The organism is Permianibacter aggregans, from assembly GCF_009756665.1.
Taxonomy (GTDB): Bacteria; Pseudomonadota; Gammaproteobacteria; order Enterobacterales; family Permianibacteraceae; genus Permianibacter; species Permianibacter aggregans.
Window position 1 is genome coordinate 889,673 of the sequence record NZ_CP037953.1, and the last position, 25,249, is coordinate 914,921.

The window sequence follows — 25,249 nt, forward strand, 5'->3', positions numbered from 1 at the left end:
GCGGGCAATAGGTATTTGGTGCGATGCAAACGTCGGATATTACTAACACAGGATGACAAAGTTTCAAACGGGTATTTCAAATGATCGTTTGAATGGTTATATTGCAACGCACTAGTAGGTCCAACCAGTGGCTGCACACCAGTCCGGATAAGGCTTGCCGCCTGGCGAGGAGGGAAAAAACGATGATGACAGAACACGCGTTCCTGAAGGATATCAACGAGGAACTGGTGCTCGGAGGCCCCTGGCCCGGCATTCAACTGTACTATCCGCCGGTCAAATACAACCCGGCCCAGGGCATCTACGAAACGATGGAACAGGCCGCCGAGCGGATGCGCAAATACGCCCGCGCCTGCAAGGCCCACACGCTGCTTTTCGACCTGGAAGACGGCTGCCGGCAGAAGGACATGAGCCGCGAGTTGCTGCGTCAGGAGCTGCCCTCGTTCGGCGAATTGAAAGACCGCAGCTTCCAGATTGCCCTGCGTATCAACCCGTTCCGCACCCCCGAATACGACAAAGATCTGGCGCTGATCAAAGACATGGCGCCGTTCATCGACGTGATCATTCTGGCCAAGGCCGGCGAAGTCTATGGCGCCGCTGAAATTCGGGATTTGTCCGGTTGGCTGGTTAACGTCAACCCGAAAATCAGCATCCAGCCTATTGTCGAACACCCGCGCAGTTTGAAAATCGCACCGGAAATGATGGCTTACACCACCGTTAAGCACGTGGTGTTCGGTATTCACGATTTCTCAAAAGCGATGGCGATTCACCTGACGCCGGAAAACTGGATTAACGAACTGCGCACCTATTTGATGATGCTGCTGTTCGAAGCCCGTATCGCCGGTAAAGGCGTGATTGGCGGCGTCGAAGTGCTGCTGAACGCTACGGCGATGCCGGAGAACTATATCGAACCGCACGATATTCGCCGCTGGCTCGATCTGCATGGCGACCGCGAAGCGCAAATCGTTTACCAGCACGCCGTTGAAGAAACGCAAATGGGTCTGACCGGTAAACAAGTCATTCACCCGGCCCATATCCATCTGTGCAAAGTGGCGTTCACGCCCAGCCCAATGAAAATCCAGCGCGACGTCAATGTGCTGAAAGCCGCCATTGAAGCCGACGCGCTGCTTGGCGGCGCCATTCGTTTCGACGGCGAAATGCTCGACCCGCCGATGTTCGGTAAAGCCCTGCAAACTTTGCTGCGCGCCAACGCGCTGCAAAGTTTGAGCGCCGAACACAAGACTTTTGCGCTGGAAGTGTTGAAGAAACTACCGGTGCACGTCATCCGCGAAAACTGGCCGTACGGTCTGGTCTAAAAATAAGAACGGAGGAGCAAACGTATGTCGGAATGGAAGTGGCAAGTCCCGGAGCAATTCAATATCGGGGTGGCGTGTACCGATGCCCAGGCCAGCGGAAAAAATGCCGATCAGATTGCGATGATCGTCGAAGATGCAACGCTGGGCGAGGAACGTATCAGTTACAAACAACTCGCTGAGCAAAGCAGCCGTTTTGCCGCCGCATTGCAAGCGCAAGGCGTAAAACCCGGCGCACGGGTTTTGGTGCGTTTGCCAAATTCACTGGCTTATCCGATCAGCTTTTTCGGTGCGATGAAAGCCGGCTGCATTGCCGTGCCCTCCTCGACTTTGCTTTCAGCCAGCGAAATGGCTTATCTCGCCAAAGATTCCGAAGCCGATGTGCTCGTGGCCCATGTCGATATGTGGCCGGAACTGCAAGAAAAGCTCGACGATGTGCCATCGCTGAAACAAGTCTGGTTATCCGGTTGTGATCGTTTGCCGGCCAATGTGCAAAGCACGCACGTGAAACTGCACGCGCTGCGCGATTTGCTGCAAACGAATGCGCCAATTGCTAATTCGCATCCAACGCGCGCCGATGACCCAGCCTATCTCGTTTACACCTCCGGCACCACTGGCTATCCGAAAGGCGTGCTGCACGCGCACCGCGCCTTGATTGGCCGTATTCCGGCCGCGACCAACTGGTTTGATTTCAAGAATCAGGATCGCATTCTGCATTCGGGTAAATTCAACTGGACTTACGTGCTCGGCACGGCGTTGATGGACCCGTTGTATCAGGGCCACACGGTTATCGCCTACGAAGGCCCGAACGATCCGGGTTTGTGGACGCGCCTGATTGCCAAACACCGCTGCACGATATTCATCGGCGTGCCGACCATTTACCGTCAGATCCTGCAAAAAACTTCCGCCAGCAAACACGATGTGCCGACGCTGCGCCATTGCATGTGTGCCGGCGAGCATTTGTCGGATGACGTGTTGATTGCCTGGCAAGAACGATTTGGCCAACCGATTTTCGAAGCGATCGGCATGTCGGAATTCTCTTACTATATCTCGCATCCGCCGCAAAAAAAACCGCAGCCGGGCGCTGCCGGTTTGCGTCAGCCTGGCCATGATGTCCAGCTTGTCGATCCGGAAAGCTTGAAGCCGATATCGAAAGGCGACGAAGGCATGATTGCCATTCCGCTTGATGATCCGGGCTTGTTCCTCGAATACTGGCGCTTGCCGGAAGAGAATGCCAAGCAGCGCCGCGAAGGCTTGTTCCTGACCGGCGATTTCGCCTGGGAAGATGAGCAAGGCTATATCTGGTTTATGGGTCGTAAGGATGATGTGATCAAATCCTTCGGCTATCGCGTGTCACCGCATGAGATTGAGCGCGTGATGAAAAGCCACCCGGCCGTTGCCGACTGTGTGACGCTGGGACAAGTGCTGGATGCCAGCAAAACCCTGGTCGTTTCCTGCGTCATTCGCCGCCCCGGCGTCGAAACCAGCGAACAGGAGTTACTGGCATTTGCACAAAAAGAGCTGGCCGGGTACAAAGTACCGAAACGAATTTTCTTTTTCGATGAATTCCCGCGCACCAAGAACGGGAAAGTATTGCGCAAGCAATTGATCGAAATGTTGCCGCAAGCCTGAACGATAAGACCGCATTACGGAGCCCCCAACGATGAACGCCATTCCTTACCGCCCCCGCCGCACGATGTTGTACGTTCCGGCCCATGTAGAACGGCATATCGAAAAAGCCCGTGCCTTGCATTGCGACAGCATTATTTTTGACATGCAGGAATCGGTGCCATCGAGTTTGAAAGAACGCGCGCGTTCAACCCTTAAAGAAGCCTTCAACAACAAAGATTTCGGCCGCTCGGAAACCGTTGTCCGGATCAATCCGCTGAACTCGCCGTGGGGCCATGGCGATCTGGAATTGGCCGCCAGCCTGCCGATCAACGCCATTTTGCTGCCACGGGTGGAAAGCAAACAGCAGATCATCGACACCGTTAAAGCACTCGATGAAGTCGGCGGCGAGAAAATTCAGTTGATGGCCAATATCGAAAGCCCATTCGGCGTACTACGTGCCGAGGAAATTGCCGGCGCCTCCGATCGCGTGTGCTGCCTCGTTATGGGCACCACCGATTTGGCCAATGAAATGAAGCTGTCGCTGACACCGGAACGCACCGGTTTGCTGACCAGCTTGAGCCTGACCATTCTCGCCGCACGCGCCCATCGCAAAGGCGTTGTCGATGGTCCGCATTTCGATTTGAAAGACGTGAAAAACTGCGAGTTTGCTTGCCGACAAGCGCGTGATCTAGGCTTCGATGGTAAAGCTGTGATTCATCCGGTGCAGCTCGCCTACACCAATGATGCGTTCACGCCGAAGCGCGGCGATGTGGATCGCGCTTTGCGTATCATCGAAGCATTGAAGGAAGCCGAATCGAAAGGCATGAGCACAGCAATTATCGATGACCATTTGATTGAGCAAGCGATGATTGAATGGGCGCGTCGAGTCATTGCCGTTTACGAGGCGGTCAATGATTTGGGCCAGACGGAGTTGTTGGGGCAGGTTAAGCGGCGATAAATGTATACAGCGCTCTCGCTTAGTTTCAAAGCGCTGGCTTTTGATTCCCTCCCCCCTGGTGGGGGAGGGTTAGTGAGAGGGGGAGCCTCGAAAATCGAAAGCCCTAGCAGTTTTAGTCTGTGTCGTAAATTTCTGTAAAAAATTCTGCTCAGAAATCAACTTTGCAGCGTAATTTCGCCCCCTCTCCCACCAGGGGCGAGGGGCAGAAAACACAGCACTCGGGTAGTAACGAATAAAGTGAGCTTCAGCGCGGTAAATTTATGATTTCTGGATTCCCACCTACGCGGGAAAGACAAAGCAATTGATAAGCGGCTCGCTTAGCCACGGAGACGAATGATGACGGTCGGACGTTTTTTTGAAGATTTCAACATCGGCGAAAAAATCACGCATGCGACGCCACGCACGATCACTGAAGGCGACGCCGCCTTTTACATCGCGCTTTATGGCTCGCGCTTTCCACAATACAGCGCCCACCAGCCAGCGCAATTGCTCGGCCTGGAAAAAATGCCGATCGATCCGATGCTGGTGTTCCATGTTGCGTTCGGCAAAACCGTGCCGGATGTGTCACTGAATGCGGTGGCCAATCTCGGTTATGCCGATGTCCGATTTATCACGCCGGTTTACGCGGGAGATACCCTATTCGTCGAATCGGAAGTGATCGGTCTGAAAGAAAACAGTTCCGGAAAAACCGGTATCGTTTATGTGCACTCGACGGCGCGCAATCAAAGCAACCGCATTGCCGTGTCGTGGAAACGCTGGGTCATGGTGCACAAACGAGATATCAGCAGGGCTACCGGCCACAACACAGTACCGGAGTTACCTTCACAACTTGAAGCCAGCGAGCTACCCGTACCCTCGCATTTCAAAGCATCGCGCGACTGGCACCGCTACAGCGGCTCGAAAAAGTATGCTGCCGATTACAAGGTCGGCGAAATCATCAGCCACGGCGGCGGCATCACCATTGGTGACAGCGATCATATGCTTGCCACCCGTCTCTACCAGAACAACGCCCGCGTGCATTTTGATGGCGCCCATATGGCCGGCAAGCGCCTCGTTTATGGCGGCCATATCATGTCGCTGTGTCAAGCAATGAGTTTCAACGGCTTGGAAAACGCGTTATGGATTGCCGGCTTCAACGGCGGTACCCATGCCAACCCCAGCTACGCCAACGACACCATTTACAGCGCCAGCGTCGTGCTTGATAACCAGCATCTGCCGGGTAATATCAATGCCCTGCGCATCGTGACGTTTGGTAGCAAAAAGGAATTGGCTGGCTGTGACTTGGATGATTTGGCCGATTTGAGCCTAGCGCAAAAGCTGCCGGAACATATTGTGCTGCGTTGGGATTATTGGGTGTTGATGGCATAACAGCACGCATTGCTCATCACGTTTGCGCTCAGTTGAAATCGCAAGACTGAACTATACTCGCGCCCATCTGCACCACCGGAGCGGATGTCGTGCGTTTTCGTTTGACGATTCCCGAAAATCCCCACCCGAGCTTATTGGTTGCGACCTATTCGCTTACGCTGTTACTGGTTGTAGCCCTGACAGATACGTTAACGGGTTTTGAATATACATTTTCATTGTTTTATCTGTTGCCAATCATCCTTTCTGCATTACTCGGTCGACCAATTCTGGCTTATGGCACAGCGATTATCGCCGCAGGGGCCTGGACCGCCTCAGAATTGCTCAGCGGCAAAATCTATGCACACCACCTGGTGTTGCTATGGAATGTGTTGGTGCGCGAAGGTTTTTTGCTGGCCTTTACTTTTTTGCTGGTTTGGCTCGTTAAATCCCTGAGAATGCTAAGGGTATTATCCAATTTTGACTCGCTGACCAACTTGCCTAATCGCCGTTACTTTATTGAGCAAGCAGATGCCATGCTGGCACTCATCAATCGACAACATGGGGTTGGCTGCCTTGCCTATATTGATCTGGATAACTTTAAGCAAATCAATGACTCACTGGGGCATCAGGCTGGTGATGAAGTACTGAAACTGGCTGCCATAGCGATTCGATGCAGTATCCGCCCCTACGATATCGCGGGTAGATTGGGTGGTGACGAGTTCGCCATTTTTATGGCTCATGTCGATCCATCGGTGAGTGATGCCGCGTTGGGAAAGGTACGACAAGTCTTTGAGCGACAAATGTGTGCGATGCAACTACCGGTTCAGATGAGTATTGGTATTGACTACATCGACAACCCGGACCGAAAGCTGGCCGAATTGTTGGCGGCTGCTGATGCCAGAATGTATGCGACCAAGCGAGCCCATAAAGACCCCCCTTAGCCATTACATTTACACAAATACATTATTTTTTATTATGCCGCATCCAAAACCCTAGCGCTTGTCTACACTGGTTCAATCGCTCCCGGCGGGAGTAGACCAAGGGTTCAATGTGTATCTTCCGGAACACGTCGTCACGGCAACCCCTCATGACTGGGTGTTGGATGGCACGACAACACCTGCGGTTGTCGTATCGAACAATCTTAGCTGTTGGCGTGGTAACCATAGCTTTACACGACTCATCAACACGCTGGAATTCTGTCGGCACTTTTTTGCAATCGAAAAAAATCAACCGCGACTACGGAAAAAAGTTGCCGATGATCTGCAACACAAACTGACCGCAAAACGAAAGCTGTTGATCCGTGAGGTCTCTGGCGTCCGCCGATTCTATCAAGTGGTTGTAACGACTCCTCAGGATAATGACGTCCATGCTTGGTTCCTGTTCTTTTTGCACCCACTCCCATTCGACCATTACCTTGCCTCGTTTCCCGCCACCTTCAGGAAAGGTGAATCCAGTACGCCCAGAACGGAATTTTCCATTCAGCTGGGCAAGCGACTGAAGGTCGCCAAACAGACCGAACTATGCCTCGTTGTTTTTGTCCTGGATATCGTTGGCTTTCGTTCAGTCAATGAGAGTGAGGGTTACCATATTGGCGACAAAGTGCTCTCGATTCTGCAACATCGCTTGGGGTTTATTGCCAAACACAACGGCATTATCGCCCATATCGCCGACGACGATTATGCTGTCGGTGTTTTGGTCGAGGACAATCCAGAAGCGATTCATACGCTGATCAGTCGCATGGACAGCGCCGTCAGAAAGCCCTACTTCATCAACGAAAGCAAACAGCGGCTGTTCCTGCGATTGGCGGTAGGCACATCCATTTCCACGCCGCAAACCGACTCCGCATGGAGATTGGTTGAGCAAGCAAGAACGGCTTGCGTATTGGCAAAGCGTCAGGCCAGCAACGAAGTCATTGTCTACGATCAATTACACCAACATCACAGCAGCGAACAATTTCGGCTGGAGCAAAAAGTGTTTCAGGCGGTGGCATCGCAAGCCTTTCATGTTGTCGTGCAACCGCAATTCACCATGGACGGCCAGCAACTGGTCGGCGCGGAAATGCTATTGCGTTGGACAGAAGCAGATGGCACCACGCATTCGCCGATGGAATTCATCCCTATTGTAGAGAAAATGGGTTTAATGCCAAAGCTGTCGGAATGGGTTCTGCACCAAGCCATCGCGATACAAAAGCAGTTGCTGCGAAACGGGACAACACCCGTGCCACTGTCGATCAACTTGTCGCCCACACAAATCGAACTCACGACGCATGTACAGCATTTGCTTGCCATCATTCACGCCAGCGAGTTGCCGGGAAAATTCCTTGAAATCGAGATAACGGAAGACAGTCTGCTCCACCATCACAGCGAAACCTTGAGCAATCTGAACCGAATAAATCAGACGGGCATCGCTATCGCTTTGGATGACTTCGGTATCGGCTATTCGTCATTAAGTTATCTGAGTCAATTTCCGATTCAAAAGCTGAAAATTGATCGAAGCTTTATTACTCACATCACAGATGACCACAAGCAACGCCAGTTGGTCACCTTGATGTTGAACATTGCCAATACGTTTAGTATGAAACCGTTGGCAGAAGGCGTTGAACTCGCTGAGCAGATTGAATGCCTGCAAGCGCTGGGCTGCCAGTATGTGCAGGGCTATCTCTACGCCAAACCGGAAAGCGTCGGTGATTATCTGGCCCGATACTAAACCGACGTAATCGCTACTGCCTGGCGGCTCGCCGATTGTCCACCCAATCCTCGTAGTTCGAGCGAAAAGGATTGATATCCAAACCACCGCGCCGAGTATATTTAGCGAATACGCTCAATTGCTGCGGATGACAGCGTTGCATGATGTCGCAGAACATCCGTTCGACGCAGTGCTCGTGGAATTCTGCATGATTGCGAAACGAGACGATGTATTGCAGCAATGCACCCTCATCAATTTTCGGGCCGCGATAACGGACGACGACAGTCGCCCAATCGGGTTGGCCGGTAACCGGGCAGTTTGATTTCAGCAGTTGTGAGTACAGCGTTTCGCGCGCGGTTTCCGGATTATCTACACAGCGCAGCAAATCGGCATTGACCTCGTAGTCTTGGCAGGCCACATCCAGCTCATCGATGCACACGCCATCACCCGGCCATTGCGGACGCATGACATTTTCACCGGCCGACTTCAGCGTCACCTCGACGGATTTGCCAGCAGCGGCGCTCAAATCCGTTCTCATTTTCTTGGCAACATCATCCATCGATGAAAAGCGCGAACCATTGAAGCTGTTCAGATAGAGCTTGAATGATTTCGATTCGATCAGATTCGGCGAATCGTAAGGCACGGCAAACTCGCCGAGCGCGACCTCCGGCTTGCCTTTTTCATTGAGCCAGGAAAGTTCGTAGCCGTTCCAGATATCGACGCCATGAAAGGCGATATTCGGCGGCAATTGCTCGCGGTTTTGCGAGCGTGGCACCGGGAACAGCAGCGAGGGATCGTACTGGTCTTTGTAGAGAACCGGTTTGCCGAGTAAGAGTTCGGTTTGTGCCATTTTCTTTTACCTGACGTTGCAGCGACTACGCATTTCGTGGAGTAAGCATAGCGCTTTTGATTTCGTGGTTTGCCGGGTCTCGCCCCGGCGGGCGAGATACTTTCTCTTGTTCGCGCAAGAGAAAGTATCCAAAGAGACAAATTTGCCCGGAGCAAATTTGGACGCCGGAGGCGCCCAATGGGTGCACACCTGGATGGTGTACATCTATCGCGCCCCAATTCGCCAGAATCGTTGATCTGCTTCGAGCAGGCCGTTCCGTCAACAACATGCTTACGGCTCGGGCCGCACTGACTCGGCATCCATGCCTCAACAGTGCTACAACCGCTGTCCCTGCGCTTGTACCCGGCCTACAGCACGTCGTTGCCGGCTGGCTCATATGGGGACCCCGATTTTTCTTTTCGATGTCCAAGACTTCGATTTTCAAACCTGAGAAGCGATTCGAATCTTACAGAATTTGGGAAACCGCAGAATAAACCGAATGTTTCTGCCGAGTCATACCCGCGTAGGCGGGTATCCAGAACCACTCAAAATCAATGGATTCCCGCCTACGCGGGTATGACAGCTAATTTTGACTTAATCAGTTTCCCCTATCCCAACACCCGGACATGAACCGTAATCTCTTCCCGGTCATGGTATAGATGCTTCGCGCGCAGTTCGTAATCGAGGTTCTTCTTTTCCAGCGCATCGGCGATCACGTCCATACAACGCTCGGTTTCCTCGAAACGTTTTTTCATCGGCAATTTCAGGTTGACGATCGCTTCGTTGCACCAGCGCAGGCTGGCCCATTTGGCCAGCAGTTGCGCGACGCGCATGGGCTTTTCGACCATATCGCAGATCAGCCAATCGACTGGCGTGCGTTCCGGCTTGTAGGTAAAACCGTCGGCTTTCAAGTGTTTGACTTGGCCTGAGTCCATCAGCTTTTTATCGATAGGACCGTTATCGATGGCGGTGACGTTCAAGCCCAGATGCACCATTTGATAAGTCCAGCCACCCGGTGCCGCACCCAAATCGACGCAGCGCATTTTCGGCTTCAGGCGATTCGGCCATTCATCGCGCGGAATGAATGTCTGCAGCGCTTCTTCGAGTTTCAGTGTCGAGCGTGACGGCGCATCTTTCGGGCTGCGCAGGCGCAGAATGCCCATCGGTTCAGGGTGCGAACGATCCCGGCGGACTGCACCGGCATAGGCCAGCGTGCCATCGACGAAACAAACATGCAGACGGTAGTCATGCTCGGCTTGCAGTTGCTTGTTTTTCTTTAGCGCCTGCTCCAGCGGCGCACGAATGGCGCGACAAAGACCGGCCAATTCCTTGCCCTGTTCGGAGTCGGGGCTTTCGATAAAGAGCGTCTCGCCTTTCTGGCCACCCAAGCCTTCGAGAATGCCTTGCACCCGATTCTTCGGGTCCAGCGTAAGTTGCTCACCGAGAAACCATTGCCGCGTGAATACCAGCGACATGATGTCGAGCTCGCGCGCCAAGCGCGCGACATCGCCTTCAGCAATGACCAGACCACCAATATCAAGAATCTCTGCCTGAACGGAAAACTTCCAGGCATCCGCCACCGCTTCGATTTCGGCGGCACATTCGTTTTCAAAGCCGGCCCGGCAATACAGCACCAATACGCTCATGGTTTATTCCGGTTTCTTGCCCGGGCGCGGCATGCCGGCCGGGAATGGCGTGACTTTTTCGCCTTTGGCGTCGGTGATGCGCACTTCGCCAACCTTGGTCACTTCGTCGATGCGGACGATGGCGTGAGCCGGGATGTAGCTGCGGCGCACGCCTTCGAATTCCGATTTCAGCTTTTCATCGGCCGGGTCGACCAGCAGCTGTGAGCGCTCACCGAACACCAGCTCCTCGATTTCGACAAAGCCCCACATGTCGCTTTGGTAGACATAGCGCGCGTACAACTCGTAGTGGTTGCCCTGATTGAGGAAAATGATCCGGTACAGACGTGGCTCGGCCATCGGTTTCGTGCTTAGCATTGCGGTAAAAAAGGGGCGCAATGGTAGCACAACGGCTGGCGTCACCTGTGCTCAGGCGGTATCCTGCGCGCAAATTTTGCCCAGCCTGCGGAACCGACGTCCCGATGCCTTCCAAACACCCCACCGCTGAACGCTACCGCGCCGATTTGCATTTTCAGGCGACGGTCATGGGCTACCCGTTTACCTTCACGACCACGCACGGGCTGTTCTCGCCGAAAGAGGTCGATGAAGGCTCGCTGCTGATGTTGGAGCACACCGAAATTGCCCCGCATGAAAGCAGCCTTGATGTCGGTTGCGGCTACGGCGTGCTCGGCATGACGCTGGCAAAAATGGCACCGCAAGGCTTTCATACCTTGATCGACAAGGACTATGTTGCCGTCGAATACACCCGCCGCAACCTGCAGGCCAACCGCATCAGTAACGCCGAGGTGTTTTTGTCGAATGGTTTGTCGGAAGTGGGCGACCGTCAATTCGATTTGGTGGTGTCGAACCTGCCAGCCAAAGCCGGCAACGAACTTTTCTACCTGTACTTCTACGACGCGCTCCATCACCTGAAGCCGGGCGGTCGGATTGTCGTGGTGACGATCAACGGTCTGCGCGACTTCATCAAACGCAGTTTCAAAGAAGTGTTCGGCAATTATGACAAGCTAAAGCAGGGCGCCCGATACACCATTTCGCAAGCGGTCAAGGAAGGCTGATTTTTGTTCGCCAAACAGGTTTCACGGCAGCGAATCCTTGGAAAATCTAGACTCAAAAAACGTTTCACAAAACCGACATATTCTTTCCACATTTTCTGTGGATAACTCTGGTGAAAACGCGCTTAAACCGGGCTCGATCACCGAGTAATTCGGGCCTCACCTTGAATTGGTTATTTTTTGACCAGTTTATTAAATGATATATTTTTCAACAACTTACATAGCGCATGTAAGCCTCTGCTGAGATTCCTGCTTGACCGTTAATGTTTTTTTGACGCTGCAACGCGCCAAATGCCGGGCTGTGGACTAGTGGCGTCACAAAATTGTCAATGAGGCTCCCGAAAGTGCTGAATTGAAGCAGTAAGTGAGGACTAACCCTGAGTGTTTTTGTGCTGGGTCATGCGCCAAAAGAGCGTCCAGACTTTCGCGCTCAAACGACAAAAAACCAGTAACTAATCAGAATCGCGGCGGTAATACCGACGACATCTGCAATCAACGCACAAGGCAAGGCCGCTCCTACCCGCTTCAGGCCAACGGCGCCGCCATAAACAGCCAATACATAAAACGTTGTCTCGGAACTGCCCTGCATCACCGACGCCGCCATTGCCGGAAAACTGTCAGCACCAAATTCGTGCATCGTTTCCAGCATCATCGCCCGGGCGCCGGAACCGGAGAGCATTTTCATCAAACCAGTCGGCAAGGCATCGACAAAAGCGGTGTCGCCGCCAAAGCCGATTACGGCTGCGCGCACCGTATCCAGCAATAAATCCATCGCGCCACTGGCCCGCAGCAAACCGATGGCGACCAACATCGCGACCAGGTAAGGAATCAGCGTCACGGCCAACTGAAAGCCTTCTTTGGCGCCGTCGATAAAGCGTTCGAACACCGGCACTTTTCTGAGCGCACCGAAGCCGAGAATGGCAATGATGGCTGCCAGCAACAGCCCGCTGCCGAGCGTCGAGGAATAATCGGCCAAGGCGCTGCGCGGTAGCCAGAGCATTGGCAGCAACAACGTGCCGACGACGGCCATGGCGGCCAGAAGGTACAGACCTACGACCCGATCCCAAATCGGCAGCCGCAACCACAGCGAAATCGACAGCAAACCGGCAATCGTGCCGCACATCGTCGCCAGCAGAATCGGCAGAAACACTGCCGCCGGATCGCTGGCGCCGGCTTGTTGCCGGTACATCATGACCATGACCGGAAACAGTGTGACCGAGGCGGTATTGAGCACCATGAACAGCATCTGGGCGCGGCTGGCGACCTGTTCGTCGTGATTCAGGGTTTGCAGTTCCTGCATCGCGCGCAGGCCAATGGGCGTTGCGGCATTATCGAGGCCAAGCATATTGGCCGCGCAATTCATCGCCATGCTGCCGATAGCCGGGTGGCCGCGCGGCACTTCCGGCAGCACCCGCGCAAACAGTGGCGTGAACAAGCGCGATAAGGTGCCGGTAATGCCGGACGCATCGGCGATTTTCAGCAAACCAAGCCAGAAACAGAGCAGGCCGATCATGCCGATGGCGATATCGACCGACAGCCGCGCCATCGCAAACGATTCATTGACCAGCGCGGTGAAAATACCCTGCTGACCGAGAACCAGAAACTGCCAGAGCGCCGCCAAAGCCGCCAGCAGAAAAAATCCCAACCAAATGAAGTTCAGCATCTGTCGTTCGCGTTCATTGTTATATGCTCACCTTACTGAGTTGCTACGACGACAACAAGCATGGCGCTGAATTCGAAGTCGATGAAACTGGATTTGCCAAAACTGATCGGCCATCGGGGTCTTGCTGGTGTCGCGCCGGAAAACACCATGCCGGCCTTCGAAGCGGCCGCGCGACATGGCCTGCGTTTTGTCGAGCTGGATGCCAAACTCTGTGCCAGTGGCGAGCTGATTGTGCTGCATGACAACGACGTGAAACGCACCAGCACTGGCCGCGGCCGAGCGCAAGCAATGAGTTGGGCGCAACTGAAGAAACTCGACGCCGGCAGTTGGTTCGATCCGGCGTTTCGTGGCACCCGCATTCCGCGCCTGATCGAGGTGCTGGATTTCTGCCGAGCCAAAGGTGTCGGCGTCAATATCGAGCTGAAGCCGAATCGTGGTGATTACGTGCAAACGGCACGCGCGGTGGCAACGCTGTTGCAGCAAGAGAAACTGGTCGGCCAGCTGCCGCTCTTTATCTCCAGCTTTTCGATTCAGTCGCTGCGTGCCGCACGCGACTGCATGCCGGAGTTACCGCGAGGTTTGTTGATGGAACGGCGCACGACACTGCGCCATATTCTTGAGCGGACGCAAGAGCTGGGTACCTGCACGTTCAACTATGATCGCAAACTGATCAGCGCCGAGAGGGTGCAGCAACTGAACGCCCGCGGCATTCCAACGTTGATTTGGACCGTCAACGACGCCAACGAAGCACGAAAGCTTTTGGCTATGGGCGTAAGTAGCATCTTCAGCGATTTTCCACTGAAACTATGAGTTGCCATACTTGCTTACGTTTTGAAATGGTCTTCGACCGCAAGCAAACGCTAGGCTGATCAGCAGGCAACAAAGGAGCGCATGATGATTACCACGACAACCCCAAATATCGAAGGCAAACAAATCGTCGCCTACAAAGGCATTGTTACCGGTGAGACGATTGTTGGGGCCAATATCTTCCGCGATATTCTCGCTTCGGTGCGCGACATCGTTGGTGGCCGCAGCGGTGCTTACGAAAACGCACTGCGCGATGCCCGTGAAATGGCGATACAGGAAATGGTCGACGCCGCCCGTAGCAAAGGCGCCAATGCGGTTGTCGGTATCGATTTGGATTACGAAGTCATTGGCCAGAATGGCTCGATGCTGATGGTGTCGGCCAGCGGTACGGCGGTTGAAGTGCGCTGAAAATCGTCTGAAGATCGTCCGAATGAATTTGATGGTATGGACTCCTCCCATCCACGGCATCGAAGTGCCAGACTGAAGTTGAAGTAACGTTTCAGTCACAGAAGGAAGGAGTCCGTTATGAATATTAAGCGCATCGGAATCGACCTGGCAAAGCAGGTTTTCCAACTTCATGCGGTCAATGACCACGACAAACCAGTGATGAACAAACGCCTCAGCCGTCAACAGATGCTGCCGTTCTTCGCCAAGCTGGCCCCGACGCTGATTGGCATGGAAGCCTGTGCGGGTGCGCATTACTGGGCACGCCGGCTGACGAGCCTGGGCCATGTGGTCAAGCTGATGCCGCCGCAGTTCGTCAAACCCTATGTCAAATCCAATAAGAACGATGCCAATGACGCCGAAGCGATTTGTGAAGCGCTGTCACGACCGACGATGCGCTTTGTCACGGTCAAGCCACCGGAGCAACTGGCACTGCAAGCCTTACATCGGGTGCGTCAACGAGTAACCCGTGCCCGCACCGCGCTCATCAATGAAACCAAAGGGTTATTGGCTGAGCACGGCATTGTCATCTCGACGCATGGCGCCACGGCATTGTGTCGTCAGTTGCCGGCGATTATCGACGAACCGCGCAATGAGCTGTGTCCGTTGATGCGGCAACTGTTGCGTCAGCTTTATGACGAGCTGACGTTCATGAGTGCACAACTCGATGCCCTGACCAAGCAGGTGCTGGCTTGCGTGAAAAACGATGAACGCATTCAGCGACTGCTGGCCATCGAAGGCATTGGCCCCATCAATGCTTCGGCATTAGTTGCGCAAGTGGGTGATGCCAAACAATTTCGCAGCGGGCGACAATTTGCCGCGTATTTGGGCTTGGTGCCAACGCAACATTCGAGCGGAGGCAAAGAGCGTCTGGGACGTATCAGCAAGCGCGGAAATCCATTACTGCGAACCTTGCTGATTCACGGCGCCCGAGCGGCGGTAAATGCCAGCCGAAAAAAACACGATGCACGCAGCCTGAACATCCAGGCATTGGAGGCAAGACGCGATACCAATGTCACCACCGTCGCCGTGGCCAACAAAAACGCGCGCATCATCTGGGCGTTGTTGAGCAAAGGCCAGTGTTATCGGAAGAGCAATTAAGCGATAGGAGTTAACCCACCAGAGATTGCCAAGTCATCGAGAATGGCACAACGGTAAGACCGGCACACCATGATGCCGCTAGGTGCGACGGCCTCCTGAACAGGAAAGGCCGCGAATTCGATAGGCACGGTGTGAGCGAAAACCATTATGGCCAGAGCGATTGATACGCTCATCAACAGGTCGGATATACGTTTGCAGTCTCATTCCTTTGTCGCTTTCGACGATGGCTTGCAATAGGGGAGGAGTCCATATACGGACCTACAAAACCTGTCTTTGTGGGTGCGAATTTATTCGCACAAATCCTCTTTAAATTGCTGGCGTCGAAAATGACCAACTCTCTCCGGGCTTCAACACCAGTAAGCTATCATTCGACAACTGTTTTTCCTGACGCTGTTGCAAAAACGCCGGGCCGGCCGCGCCAAACGGTTCATCGGCCAATGGAAAGGTATCGAAATGCATGCCGATGCTGTGTTTGGCACGCAGGTCGATATGGGCTTGTGCCGCCTCTTCCGGGTTGATGTGCTGGTGTTTCATGAACCAGCGCGGTTCGTAGGCACCAATCGGTAACAGCGCGACATCGAACGGTCCGTAGCTTTCACCGATATGCTGAAAATGCGGGGCGTAACCGGAGTCGCCGCCGAAATAAATGCGATGGGTTTTGTCCATGATGACAAAACTGCCCCAGAGGGTTTTATTGCGGTCGAACAGGCCGCGGGCGCTCCAGTGTTGGGCTGGCGCGAAAATGATTTTGACGCCACGAACGAACACCGACTCGCCCCAATCCATTGGTCGTACACGCTCGATACCGGCGTCTTTCAACAACACTTCATTGCCAAGGCCGACGAAAAATTGTGGCTGGTCGCGCTGCTGCAATTTTTCCAGTGTTTCCAGATCAAGATGGTCGTAATGATTATGGCTGATCACGACGACATCAATAGGTGGTAAATCGTCGAATGCGATACCCGGAGGGTGCACGCGTTTCGGCCCCCAAAACGAGACGAAGCTGGCGCGCTCGGCGTAAATCGGATCGGTCAGAATTGTGACGCCATTCAAGCGAATCAGCAGCGTCGCGTGGTTGATGTAGGTAATCGATAACTCGCTGTCACTGACGGCTGGCAGTTGCGCCGTTTGCTCGATCGCCACCGATTGCGGCCAACCCGGATCCTCGCGCTGCCAACGCCAGCTGAGTACATCGGTCAGCGATTTATCGATCGTGCCCCAAGGGCTATGGAAGCGGCCGTCTTCGTAGATAACGCCGCGTTTGACTTCCTGATTGATTGGCATGGCGCTGCAGGACCACAGCGATGCCAATGCCAGCAAGGAACAGATAGCAAGCCAAAGAGTAAAACGAACTTTTTTTGACATGATTTACTTCAGTACCGCAGAACCGTTTTCCACCGCCGCTTTTATACGCTGTTGCCAACTGCTGGTATCAAGTGCTTGTGCCTTGACCCACTCCGGATCGTAACAAGTGTGGGCATAGCGCTCACCGCTGTCGCAAATCAGTGTGACGACACTGCCTGCCTCGTTGCGCTCACGCATCTCGCTCATCAATTGCAGCGCGGCGACGAACTGTGTGCCAGTGGAACCACCACAACGACGACCAAGTAGTTCTTCGAGCACGTGCAGTGCCGCAACGCTGGCCGCATCGGGAATTTTCAGCATTTGATCGACCACCGACATGATGAATGACGGTTCACAACGTGGTCGGCCAATGCCTTCGATGCGCGAACCGCGATCATGCGTCAAATCACAGCGGCGCTGTTGCCAGCAGTCGTAGAACACCGAGTTTTCCGGATCGGCGACACATAGCTCGGTAGCAAAACGGCGGTAGCGCAGATAACGTCCCAGCGTTGCCGAGGTGCCGCCGGTGCCAGCCGCGCAGACCAGCCAGCGCGGAATCGGATGCGGCTCGTGCTGCATCTGGGAGAAAATGGATTCGGCGATATTGTTATTGCTGCGCCAGTCGGTGACGCGTTCGGCGAATGTGAATTGATCCATGTAATGACCGCCGGATTCGCGCGCCAGGCGTTCGGCTTCTTCATAAACCTGATGAGGGCTATCAATCAAATGGCAATCGCCACCGTAGAATTTGATCGCGCGAATTTTTTCCGGTGAGGTGCTTTTCGGCATCACCGCAATGAATTTCAGACCGAGCAAACGAGCAAAATACGCTTCGCTGACGGCAGTGTTGCCGCTCGATGATTCAACGATGGTGGTTTCCGGCCCAATCTGACCATTGCACAAACCGTACAAAAATAGCGAACGCGCCAAACGGTGTTTCAGGCTGCCACTTGGATGAATCGATTCATCTTTCAGATAAAGCTGCTGGGCGGTAAAACCCGGCAATGGCACAGGGACCAGATGGGTATCGGCTGAACGCTGGAAATCCGCTTCGATATGCTGAATCGCTTTAGCGACCCAAACTCGATCAATTTTTGTTGTCATCAATGGTGCATGGAACCCGCAAAAACGAGGGCGTTACGCTACCATGGTCAGCACACGATGGCCAAGCCGATCACTCGTCTTCCTGGGCCTGTTGCAGGCGACGCAGTTCCTGATTGATATCGACGAGCTCATTGACGGCCAGACGCTGAATTTCCGCCAGCACTTCGGCGTTTTCCAGCTCAATCGCCTGCTCGCTGCTGTCGGCCGAAAGTCCCTCGGCGTAATCGCGTTTGATTGCCTCAATCCGCTGCTCCAATTCGGCCTTGCGCTTTTTCAACCAGTCGAGACGGGTGCGGACTTCAGTCATGGCTACTCCTTGATGGTGCGATTCAGGTATCCGGGGAAACAAGTGCGAGGATTCGGCATTTCCGAGCAGCAGGTTCTGCTGGTAACGCTAGGCGATAAAGCAGTCTAACCAGAGCCTGCCAAGCTGATCAGTACCGATTGGTTCTAACCGTTTACTTGGCTATGGTGAATCGGTAATAACCATCGCCCTCACCTACTCATACGCTACCGTATAAGGCAAACGAGTATTTGATCGAGCGCAAACGCGCTCTTCATCCAACATCAGGGAGGTAACATCATGTCTGGATTATTCATTGTCACCGGCGCCAATCGCGGTTTGGGTCGCGCCAGCGCGGAAAAGCTGCTGGCCAGTGGCAAGCACGTCGTATTGGCTTGCCGCCAGCCCGAAGAAATCAAGGACGAGTTCGACAATCAAACCCATGCTCATGTACTGCCGTTGGACATCACCTCAGACGCCAGCGTCAAAGCGTTTGCCGAGCAGATAAAAAAGCTTGATAAACCGATTGAAGCACTGATCAACAATGCTGGAGTATTTCTCGAAACCAGCAAGCGCACCAATAATCACACCAGCTTGCTGGAAGCGGATTTGAAACTGATTCAGCAAACCATCGATACCAATACCTTTGGCATCATCCGCGTTGTGCAGGCTTTGCATTCACTGCTGCAAAAAGGCGCGCGTATCGTCAATGTCGCCAGCGGCATGGGGCAGTTGAGTGAAATGGAAGGTGGCTATCCCGGCTATCGCTTGTCGAAAACCGGCGTCAATGTGTTGACCCGGATTCTCGCCGACGAACTCGGCGAGCGCGGCATTATCGTCAGCAGCGTTTGCCCTGGCTGGGTGAAAACCGATATGGGCGGCCCTGATGCCAATCGTGATATCGATCAGGGCATTGAAACGATTGTCTGGCTGGCATTGCAAATCGATATCGAAAGTGGATTGTTTTGGCGAGACAAGGAAGTGCTGGATTGGTGAGAAGCCATCTCAAAAATGCCTGGAGCTCGGCGCAATGCTAGCCAATTCAGTACGCGTCGTGTACCAAACAAAGCGTTTGTCATTCCCGCGCAGGCGGGAATCCAGGCAATTTAGGCACATTAACTGGACTCCCGCATGCGCGGGAGTGACAGAGGGTGTGCTTAACTGATCGGCATTAGGATGCTCGGCAAGACTATTTTTGAGACGACTTCTTTTGCTGCGGAATCAGGCAAATAACTGTTGCTCAATAAACTGCTGCACCGCTGCGGCATCACCGGTAAAACGGATGTCGCGCGGATGCTGACTAAACGCGTAATGATATTGCGGGTCGTAGTAGTCGCGTAGCAGCGGCACAATCCAGTCACGATGTGATTCTGCATTTTCCGGATCGCGGAAGGCATTTGACAGTGCTTCTGTCAGTTGTTGATGACGCAGACCGCCGAGCCTGCGGGCGATCTTATTCAAGGCCATTTGCAAACGCTTGTGCAGTTGCTCCGGACCATGCCCCAGTCGCAATGGTTCAGCGACGTATTCTTCAAAGGTGTTTTGCAAGCGCTCGTCAATGCTGGCGGTCAGCACAATAACTGGCGCGTTATACATCGCCTGCTTGATCGGCGCCGGAACTTCGCAGCGACCAATAAGGCGGCTTTCATCTTCGACAACGACCGGATGCCGATGACGCAAAAACTCCAGCGCCAAACGGTTTTCGAATGTTTGTTGTGAAGGCTGCGAACCGGTGCCACCAAAGGCACTGCCTCGATGCTGCGCCAGCTTTTCCAAATCGATTACCGGCACATTCAGTCGTTGCAAGACGAGCGTTTTGCCGGTGCCGGTTTCACCGGACAGCACAAACAATGGTGGAATGTCATTTAACAAACGTTCGCGCAAAAAGCCGCGCATCGCTTTGTAACCACCTTGCACGCGCAGCGTCTTGATGCCCTGCTCGCCCAGCCATTCGCAGGCAATGCGCGAACGGGCGCCGCCGCGCCAGCAACAGACAATCAATTGTCCATTGTTTGCTTGCGCTGCCCAATCAGCAACGCGTTCCGGTTTGTGCGCTGCGGTCAGTTGATAACCCAGCGCGGTTGCCTGCTCATTACCCTGTTGTTTGTAACAAGTGCCGACCAGGTGACGTTCTTCGTTGTTCAGAATCGGCTGGTTGTGAAAGCCCTCGATATGCCCTTCCTGCCATTCGCCTTCGGAACGCACATCGACAAAGCCGGTCGATGACGGTGCATTCAGCAGCGTCATGATTGCTTGTTCGGCAGTAATGAGTTCGCTCAGGCTCATGCGGTTTCGCGCGGTCATATTCGGTTAGCCATTATCGCGGACTCATGGCCGGGAATGAAGTGCTCATTGAGCCACTCAGGAAAACCGGACAAAAAAAGCCGCGAATCGCGGCTCTTTTTCTTCGGCCAATCGAATCAGCCTTTCTGCACTTCGGCAATCCAGTCATCAATGACTTTATTCAATGTCGCCAGCGGCATTGCACCGTTTTTCAGTACGACATCATGGAAGGCTTTGATATCGAACTTCGGCCCCAATTGCTGCTGAGCTTTCTCGCGCAGTTTCAGCATTTCGATCATGCCGACTTTGTAAGCGCAAGCCTGACCTGGCATGACGATGTAGCGCTCGATTTCGGACACGACATCAGACTCGGCATTGCCGGTGTTGGTCAGCATGTACTCGATGGCCTGCTCGCGAGTCCAGCGTTTGTAGTGAATGCCGGTATCGACGACCAGACGCACGGCGCGGAACAGCTCACCTTGCAAACGGCCCAGGTTGTCGTAAGGATTTTTCTGAAAACCAGCTTCCCAGGCGAGCTGTTCCGAGTACAGCGCCCAACCTTCGGTGTAAGCCGTGAACGGTGCCATTCGGCGAAACAAAGGTAATTCTTTTTGTTCCTGAGCGATGGCAATCTGGAAGTGATGACCAGGTACCGCCTCATGATAGGCCAGCGTACGCATACCGAATTTCGGTGTGGCGTTGATGTCGTACAGGTTGGCGTAGAAAATGCCAGGTCGTGAGCCATCCATTGCTGGCGGATTGTAGTAAGCGCCTGGCGCGGTTTTTTCCTTGAACTCCGGAATGCGTTCAACCTTGACGCCGGCTTTCGGTTGCACCGCAAACCACGGGTCAAGACCAGCAGAAATCTCGTCGATGATCTGCTGGTAATCCTGCAGAATCTGCTGACGGCCTTCCGGCGTATCCGGGTACAGGAAACGTTCTTCACTGGCGAGATCCCGCATTAAGGTACCGACCGGCTTGGTCGTGTCGTAGCCTTCCGCGGCGAGAATTTCGCGCATCTGGGCTTGAATGCGTTCCACCTCTTTCAAGCCCAGCACATGAATTTCTTCCGGACTCATTTCGCTGGTCGTGAACATCTGCAGCACGAAGCGATAGAACTCATCGCCATTCGGCAATTTCCAAACACCATCATCGCTGGTGGTCTTCGGCTTCAGCGCGGTGAAATAATCAATCAGCAATTGATAGGCTGGGTAAACACTTTCCTGCATTTGCTTGGCAGTTTCGGCCAGCAAACCGGCTTGCGTTGCTTCCTCGATACCGGCTTCTTCGAGCTTTTTCTTGAACGACGCGTAAAGAATATTTTCTTCGACCGGCGTATTGACGAAACCATTCATCTCATCGAGCACTTTGGTGACCACAAACGTCGGCGGTAGAATTCCCTTTTCTTCCCGAAGTTTTAATCCTTCCAGCACTTGCGAAAACTTGGTACCGACTTTTGATAAACGCGCGTTGTAGTCTTCGGCATCCGAGACACCGCTGATCTGGTGTGCTGACTCCATGAAGCTCGGGAAACCATTCTGCACACCGAACAATTGATTGACCGGGTAATTGTGAAAACGCCATTTGTCGGCGCCACTTTCCATTCGGTCCAGCATCCAGGTTGCCATGTCGTAGGAAAGCTGTTGCTGGTACGGCAGATCTTCGCGGTCGAACGAGTGAATCTCGGCGCCTATCTCTTTCATCATCGCCAAGGCTTCATCGCCGGCAGCGATCGATTCGTCATCAAGGTCGTCTTGATGGAAGGTCAGACCGAATTGTTCGAGCATGTGCAGCTGGGTCAGTGTTTCCGGACTGTCCATGACCACTTTCATGAACGCACGATTCAGCGTCCAATGCAGGTTCGGCAATGGCGCATGCCAGAACCAGATGCCAACCAGAGCCAGCACCACGATGATGGCGCCTACACCGATTCCCAACCATTTAAAAAAACGTTTCATAGCGATTCCTTGTCGATAGCTTATCGATTGCTGATGCGCATTGCCGGCGCTAGCGCCGGCAATGATCGATATTATTTTTGGTAGACGCGAGCCGGATCGGCCGGGTTATTTTTATAGCGATCACGCAGCAGGGTCTGCCGTGATACACGTGGCATTTCCTTGCCTTTAATCAGCACATGGTCCGGGTAACTGGTGACTTCCAACGGATCTCCGCTCCAGATCACGATATCGGCATCGAAACCGACGGCAATCTGACCGTACCGCTCACCAAGGCCAAATGCTTCAGCCGGATTACGCGTCAACCCCGCCAACGCGGCTTCAGCCGGCAAGCCATAAGCGACCGCATTGCCAGCGCCTTGGCGGACCAGATGGGCGTTGTGACTCGGTGAATCACCGGCGTTGCTGGTGAATGCCAGTTTAACGCCTGCTGCATGCAGCTTCGCCGCGTTTTCCAGCGTCGCGTACAGGGTGTCGAAACTGCCCGGCGTGTTTTCCATCGGCGCCAAAATCGTTAGCACGTTCGCATCGGCGATTTCTTTGGCGAGCAAATGCCCTTCGCTGGCGCCCACCAGAATCAAACGAATGCCGAAGTTTTTTGCCAGTTTCAATACTGCACGGATATCACTGGCTCGATCGACCGAAACCACCAGCGGCACCTTGCCATTCAACACCGGCAATAGCGCTTCCAGATCGCGATACGGCAAACGATAGTCACGATGATCGCCGCGTAAATATGCGGATTTGTTTTGTGCGTAATCGCGGGCATCTTCGAACGCTTCGCGCATCATCATCAGCGCCGTGGCACGCGAGCCTTCGCTGGCGCCGGGCGCCGATTCGCCAAGACGGGCAACGACCGCGACGCCGGTCAAATCGACCAGCTCGCTGTCACCGAGATGAATCACGGTCGAGCGGCCACCAAACACACCATGACTGACGGCGGGCGTGACGACAGCGCGAGTCAGGCCCATCATCCGGTTGTAATCAATCAGCGGACTGTTCGGGTTGATGGCATCGCTGACATCGAAATGAGCGCCGAAATCTTCGTTGTCGGTGGCGATATCAACGGTGTCATCAATCGCTTCGATTTCGATGGTGCCAAGACCGGTATGCGCATTCATCAAACCTGGTGTGACAAAGCGACCATCGGCATTGATCACACGGCTGTCGGCATCGGCTTTGACATCGCTGCCGACGGCGACAATCTTGTTGTCACGGATCAGAATATTGGCGTTCGGCAACAAGCCTTTGTCACCGATGGTGTGCACCATCGCGTTCTGAATAAAAATATTGTCGGCAGCAACAACGCTGGACAGCGTCAGCGCCAACGCGGTTAATGTAAAGCGTTTCATCAGCGCATTCCTCCGGCGGTCAGGCCCAAGTCAAAGTCGGTTTTCGGCTGCTTGGCCGCATCGAAGCGGTCGTACATCAGCGCACCGTCGATAAAGACTTTGTCGGCATGGGCGTAAACAGAGAACGGATTGCGATCCCAGATGACAACATCGGCGTTTTTGCCGACGGTCAGAGTGCCAACCTTGTCATCAATGCCAATGGCCTTGGCCGGATTTTCGGTCAGCCAGCGCATCGCGTGAGCTTCGTCGATGTTCAAGCCGGCACGATTGCCGGCGGCCATTGCTTTTGCCGCTTCCTGGTTCAAACGTTGAATACCAAGCGCCGAATCGGAATGCACGACCGCGCAACCTTTCAGCTCGACAGGTTCGCCATCGACGGTTTTGGTAACCGAGGCTTTGTCGACAAACGGAATGTTCTCGAAAATCATGTCATAGGCTTCGTGTTTGAAGCCCCACCAATCGGCCCACATCGCGGCGCAAATCTGGTTTTCGGCCAGCAAGTCGGCCACTTTGTAGGCTTCGACCGCATGATGGAACATGCTGATTTCGAAATCGAATTCTTTGGCGATTTCGATCATGATGGCCATTTCTTCGGCGCGATAGCAGTGGTTCTGGATCAGAATTTTTCCGTCCAATACGGCGGCCAGCGTGTCGAGTCGCAAATCGCGTTCCGGTTTCTTGTCGATGACGGCCAACTCATCTCCATCAGCAGCGGCCAGTACGTCTTGGTATTTTTTCCATTCATTGCGATAACGCTGGGCTTCGATCCAGCTTTTGCGATAACCGGCGACATTGCCCATCCGGGTCATCGGTCCGCCTTTGTCGCCGTAAACGCGTTTCGGGTTTTCACCACAGGCCATTTTCAAGCCATGCGGCGCATCGGGAAATTTCATTTCCATGACACTGCGTGCCGGCACGTTCTTGATGGTCACGGAACGGCCACCAAACAAATTCGCCGAGCCCGGCAAAACATGCAAGGTCGTGACTCCACCGGCGAGCGCCAGCGGGAATTGCGGATCCTGTGGCCAAATCGCGTGTTCGGCCCAGGCGTAGGCGGTGTCGGGATTGACCATTTCGTTGCCATCTTCGCTCGACTCGATGCCCGGGCTTGGGTAAACCCCGAGGTGCGAATGAGCATCGATAATGCCAGGCGTCACCCATTTGCCGCTGGCATCAATCACCGTGGCGTTTTCCGGCGCGTCAACATTGGTGCCAACGGCGTTGATTTTGCCGTCAACCAGCAGCAACTGACCATTATCGATGCGCTCGCCATTGCCGAGCAGCAGCGTCGCGTTTTTGATCAGTGTTGGGGTTGAGGGTAAGGGTTGGTACTGGGAAGCGAACGGTTCGGCTTGCTCAGCCGTTTTGGAAGAATCGGGGGAATCTGCACAGCTGACACACAGCAGCGCCAGCGCCGCCGCGGTTGCGGTCGGTTGCCACCAAGGTCGCATCATCGGGAGTCTCCATTGGAAAGGAAC

General features: G+C 54.0%; 22 protein-coding genes. 11 read left to right on the top strand and 11 right to left on the bottom strand.

Features of this window, described 5'->3' with window-relative positions; all coding sequences use genetic code 11:
* Positions 1-182: 182 nt before the first annotated feature.
* The 6 genes from E2H98_RS04130 (at position 183) to E2H98_RS04155 (ending at position 7,932) form a co-directional block, all read left to right on the top strand.
* Positions 183-1,313, top strand: a complete 1,131-nt coding sequence (locus tag E2H98_RS04130) for an HpcH/HpaI aldolase/citrate lyase family protein (RefSeq protein WP_133593803.1) — start codon at positions 183-185, stop codon at positions 1,311-1,313.
* Positions 1,314-1,337: 24 nt separating this feature from the next.
* The gene (locus E2H98_RS04135) at positions 1,338-2,942 is read left to right on the top strand and encodes an acyl-CoA synthetase (RefSeq protein ID WP_133593801.1); all 1,605 of its coding nucleotides are present in this window, start codon (positions 1,338-1,340) and stop codon (positions 2,940-2,942) included.
* A 31-nt stretch (positions 2,943-2,973) separates the two neighbouring features.
* Positions 2,974-3,879, top strand: a complete 906-nt coding sequence (locus E2H98_RS04140) for an HpcH/HpaI aldolase/citrate lyase family protein (protein ID WP_133593798.1) — start codon at positions 2,974-2,976, stop codon at positions 3,877-3,879.
* 333 nt (positions 3,880-4,212) lie between these two features.
* Positions 4,213-5,247 (top strand): MaoC family dehydratase, encoded by a 1,035-nt coding sequence (locus E2H98_RS04145; protein ID WP_133593796.1) that lies wholly within the window; start codon positions 4,213-4,215, stop codon positions 5,245-5,247.
* A gap of 89 nt (positions 5,248-5,336) precedes the next feature.
* Positions 5,337-6,167, top strand: a complete 831-nt coding sequence (locus E2H98_RS04150) for a GGDEF domain-containing protein (RefSeq protein ID WP_133593794.1) — start codon at positions 5,337-5,339, stop codon at positions 6,165-6,167.
* 109 nt (positions 6,168-6,276) lie between these two features.
* Positions 6,277-7,932: a putative bifunctional diguanylate cyclase/phosphodiesterase gene (locus tag E2H98_RS04155; protein ID WP_162848232.1), complete on the top strand. Its 1,656-nt coding sequence runs from the start codon at positions 6,277-6,279 to the stop codon at positions 7,930-7,932.
* Between the two features lie 13 nt (positions 7,933-7,945).
* On the opposite strand, the gene queF is transcribed toward E2H98_RS04155, so the two are convergent.
* The 3 genes from queF to E2H98_RS04170 all read right to left on the bottom strand — a co-directional run bounded on the left by queF (position 7,946) and on the right by E2H98_RS04170 (position 10,722).
* Positions 7,946-8,761 carry an NADPH-dependent 7-cyano-7-deazaguanine reductase QueF gene (gene queF / locus E2H98_RS04160; RefSeq protein WP_133593790.1) on the bottom strand — a complete coding sequence of 272 codons (816 nt, stop codon included), beginning with the start codon at positions 8,759-8,761 and terminating at the stop codon, positions 7,946-7,948.
* A 587-nt stretch (positions 8,762-9,348) separates the two neighbouring features.
* The gene (gene rlmM, locus E2H98_RS04165) at positions 9,349-10,386 is read right to left on the bottom strand and encodes a 23S rRNA (cytidine(2498)-2'-O)-methyltransferase RlmM (RefSeq protein WP_133593788.1); all 1,038 of its coding nucleotides are present in this window, start codon (positions 10,384-10,386) and stop codon (positions 9,349-9,351) included.
* 3 nt (positions 10,387-10,389) lie between these two features.
* A complete protein-coding gene (locus E2H98_RS04170; RefSeq protein WP_133593786.1) occupies positions 10,390-10,722 on the bottom strand; it encodes a DUF1820 family protein in 333 nt (110 codons plus the stop codon).
* A gap of 122 nt (positions 10,723-10,844) precedes the next feature.
* On the opposite strand from E2H98_RS04170, the gene E2H98_RS04175 reads away from it, so the two are divergent.
* Positions 10,845-11,438, top strand: a complete 594-nt coding sequence (locus tag E2H98_RS04175; RefSeq protein ID WP_133593784.1) for a class I SAM-dependent methyltransferase — start codon at positions 10,845-10,847, stop codon at positions 11,436-11,438.
* Between the two features lie 427 nt (positions 11,439-11,865).
* Here E2H98_RS04175 and E2H98_RS04180 read toward each other — a convergent pair whose 3' ends face one another.
* Positions 11,866-13,098, bottom strand: a complete 1,233-nt coding sequence (locus E2H98_RS04180; RefSeq protein ID WP_133593782.1) for a nucleoside recognition domain-containing protein — start codon at positions 13,096-13,098, stop codon at positions 11,866-11,868.
* 60 nt (positions 13,099-13,158) lie between these two features.
* Here E2H98_RS04180 and E2H98_RS04185 point away from each other — a divergent pair, with 60 nt between their 5' ends.
* The 3 genes from E2H98_RS04185 to E2H98_RS04195 all read left to right on the top strand — a co-directional run bounded on the left by E2H98_RS04185 (position 13,159) and on the right by E2H98_RS04195 (position 15,450).
* On the top strand, positions 13,159-13,908 hold the full coding sequence (locus tag E2H98_RS04185; RefSeq protein ID WP_133593780.1) for a glycerophosphodiester phosphodiesterase family protein: 750 nt from the start codon (positions 13,159-13,161) through the stop codon (positions 13,906-13,908).
* Positions 13,909-13,989: 81 nt separating this feature from the next.
* Positions 13,990-14,313, top strand: coding sequence for a heavy metal-binding domain-containing protein (locus tag E2H98_RS04190; protein ID WP_456299535.1), 324 nt, complete (start codon positions 13,990-13,992; stop codon positions 14,311-14,313).
* A 117-nt stretch (positions 14,314-14,430) separates the two neighbouring features.
* Positions 14,431-15,450, top strand: a complete 1,020-nt coding sequence (locus E2H98_RS04195) for an IS110 family RNA-guided transposase (protein WP_157591239.1) — start codon at positions 14,431-14,433, stop codon at positions 15,448-15,450.
* A 306-nt stretch (positions 15,451-15,756) separates the two neighbouring features.
* On the opposite strand, the gene E2H98_RS04200 is transcribed toward E2H98_RS04195, so the two are convergent.
* The 3 genes from E2H98_RS04200 to E2H98_RS04210 all read right to left on the bottom strand — a co-directional run bounded on the left by E2H98_RS04200 (position 15,757) and on the right by E2H98_RS04210 (position 18,205).
* Complete coding sequence (locus tag E2H98_RS04200) at positions 15,757-16,815, bottom strand: MBL fold metallo-hydrolase (RefSeq protein WP_133591639.1); 1,059 nt, start codon at positions 16,813-16,815, stop codon at positions 15,757-15,759.
* A 3-nt stretch (positions 16,816-16,818) separates the two neighbouring features.
* Positions 16,819-17,898 carry a PLP-dependent cysteine synthase family protein gene (locus tag E2H98_RS04205; protein ID WP_133591637.1) on the bottom strand — a complete coding sequence of 360 codons (1,080 nt, stop codon included), beginning with the start codon at positions 17,896-17,898 and terminating at the stop codon, positions 16,819-16,821.
* Between the two features lie 70 nt (positions 17,899-17,968).
* Complete coding sequence (locus tag E2H98_RS04210) at positions 17,969-18,205, bottom strand: hypothetical protein (protein ID WP_133591635.1); 237 nt, start codon at positions 18,203-18,205, stop codon at positions 17,969-17,971.
* Positions 18,206-18,481: 276 nt separating this feature from the next.
* Here E2H98_RS04210 and E2H98_RS04215 point away from each other — a divergent pair, with 276 nt between their 5' ends.
* Positions 18,482-19,177, top strand: coding sequence for an SDR family NAD(P)-dependent oxidoreductase (locus tag E2H98_RS04215; protein ID WP_133591633.1), 696 nt, complete (start codon positions 18,482-18,484; stop codon positions 19,175-19,177).
* Between the two features lie 225 nt (positions 19,178-19,402).
* On the opposite strand, the gene mnmH is transcribed toward E2H98_RS04215, so the two are convergent.
* The 4 genes from mnmH to E2H98_RS04235 all read right to left on the bottom strand — a co-directional run bounded on the left by mnmH (position 19,403) and on the right by E2H98_RS04235 (position 25,225).
* Complete coding sequence (gene mnmH, locus E2H98_RS04220; protein ID WP_157591240.1) at positions 19,403-20,467, bottom strand: tRNA 2-selenouridine(34) synthase MnmH; 1,065 nt, start codon at positions 20,465-20,467, stop codon at positions 19,403-19,405.
* 134 nt (positions 20,468-20,601) lie between these two features.
* Complete coding sequence (locus tag E2H98_RS04225; protein ID WP_133591629.1) at positions 20,602-22,422, bottom strand: DUF885 domain-containing protein; 1,821 nt, start codon at positions 22,420-22,422, stop codon at positions 20,602-20,604.
* Between the two features lie 71 nt (positions 22,423-22,493).
* The gene (locus E2H98_RS04230) at positions 22,494-23,771 is read right to left on the bottom strand and encodes an amidohydrolase family protein (RefSeq protein ID WP_133591627.1); all 1,278 of its coding nucleotides are present in this window, start codon (positions 23,769-23,771) and stop codon (positions 22,494-22,496) included.
* On the bottom strand, positions 23,771-25,225 hold the full coding sequence (locus E2H98_RS04235) for an amidohydrolase (RefSeq protein ID WP_133591625.1): 1,455 nt from the start codon (positions 25,223-25,225) through the stop codon (positions 23,771-23,773). The genes E2H98_RS04230 and E2H98_RS04235 overlap by 1 nt, the downstream gene beginning before the upstream one ends.
* Positions 25,226-25,249: the final 24 nt, after the last annotated feature.

Excerpts from the sequence above, each read along its gene's own strand:
- E2H98_RS04130 (WP_133593803.1), top strand. The coding sequence starts at position 183 with ATGATGACAGAACACGCGTTCCTGAAGGATATCAACGAGGAACTGGTG.
- E2H98_RS04135 (WP_133593801.1), top strand. The coding sequence starts at position 1,338 with ATGTCGGAATGGAAGTGGCAAGTCCCGGAGCAATTCAATATCGGGGTG.
- E2H98_RS04140 (WP_133593798.1), top strand. The coding sequence starts at position 2,974 with ATGAACGCCATTCCTTACCGCCCCCGCCGCACGATGTTGTACGTTCCG.
- E2H98_RS04145 (WP_133593796.1), top strand. The coding sequence starts at position 4,213 with ATGATGACGGTCGGACGTTTTTTTGAAGATTTCAACATCGGCGAAAAA.
- queF (WP_133593790.1), bottom strand. The coding sequence starts at position 8,761 with ATGGCACAAACCGAACTCTTACTCGGCAAACCGGTTCTCTACAAAGAC.
- rlmM (WP_133593788.1), bottom strand. The coding sequence starts at position 10,386 with ATGAGCGTATTGGTGCTGTATTGCCGGGCCGGCTTTGAAAACGAATGT.
- E2H98_RS04170 (WP_133593786.1), bottom strand. The coding sequence starts at position 10,722 with ATGGCCGAGCCACGTCTGTACCGGATCATTTTCCTCAATCAGGGCAAC.
- E2H98_RS04175 (WP_133593784.1), top strand. The coding sequence starts at position 10,845 with ATGCCTTCCAAACACCCCACCGCTGAACGCTACCGCGCCGATTTGCAT.
- E2H98_RS04180 (WP_133593782.1), bottom strand. The coding sequence starts at position 13,098 with ATGCTGAACTTCATTTGGTTGGGATTTTTTCTGCTGGCGGCTTTGGCG.
- E2H98_RS04185 (WP_133593780.1), top strand. The coding sequence starts at position 13,159 with ATGGCGCTGAATTCGAAGTCGATGAAACTGGATTTGCCAAAACTGATC.
- E2H98_RS04190 (WP_456299535.1), top strand. The coding sequence starts at position 13,990 with ATGATGATTACCACGACAACCCCAAATATCGAAGGCAAACAAATCGTC.
- E2H98_RS04195 (WP_157591239.1), top strand. The coding sequence starts at position 14,431 with ATGAATATTAAGCGCATCGGAATCGACCTGGCAAAGCAGGTTTTCCAA.
- E2H98_RS04200 (WP_133591639.1), bottom strand. The coding sequence starts at position 16,815 with ATGTCAAAAAAAGTTCGTTTTACTCTTTGGCTTGCTATCTGTTCCTTG.
- E2H98_RS04205 (WP_133591637.1), bottom strand. The coding sequence starts at position 17,898 with ATGACAACAAAAATTGATCGAGTTTGGGTCGCTAAAGCGATTCAGCAT.
- E2H98_RS04210 (WP_133591635.1), bottom strand. The coding sequence starts at position 18,205 with ATGACTGAAGTCCGCACCCGTCTCGACTGGTTGAAAAAGCGCAAGGCC.
- E2H98_RS04215 (WP_133591633.1), top strand. The coding sequence starts at position 18,482 with ATGTCTGGATTATTCATTGTCACCGGCGCCAATCGCGGTTTGGGTCGC.
- mnmH (WP_157591240.1), bottom strand. The coding sequence starts at position 20,467 with ATGAGCCTGAGCGAACTCATTACTGCCGAACAAGCAATCATGACGCTG.
- E2H98_RS04225 (WP_133591629.1), bottom strand. The coding sequence starts at position 22,422 with ATGAAACGTTTTTTTAAATGGTTGGGAATCGGTGTAGGCGCCATCATC.
- E2H98_RS04230 (WP_133591627.1), bottom strand. The coding sequence starts at position 23,771 with ATGAAACGCTTTACATTAACCGCGTTGGCGCTGACGCTGTCCAGCGTT.
- E2H98_RS04235 (WP_133591625.1), bottom strand. The coding sequence starts at position 25,225 with ATGATGCGACCTTGGTGGCAACCGACCGCAACCGCGGCGGCGCTGGCG.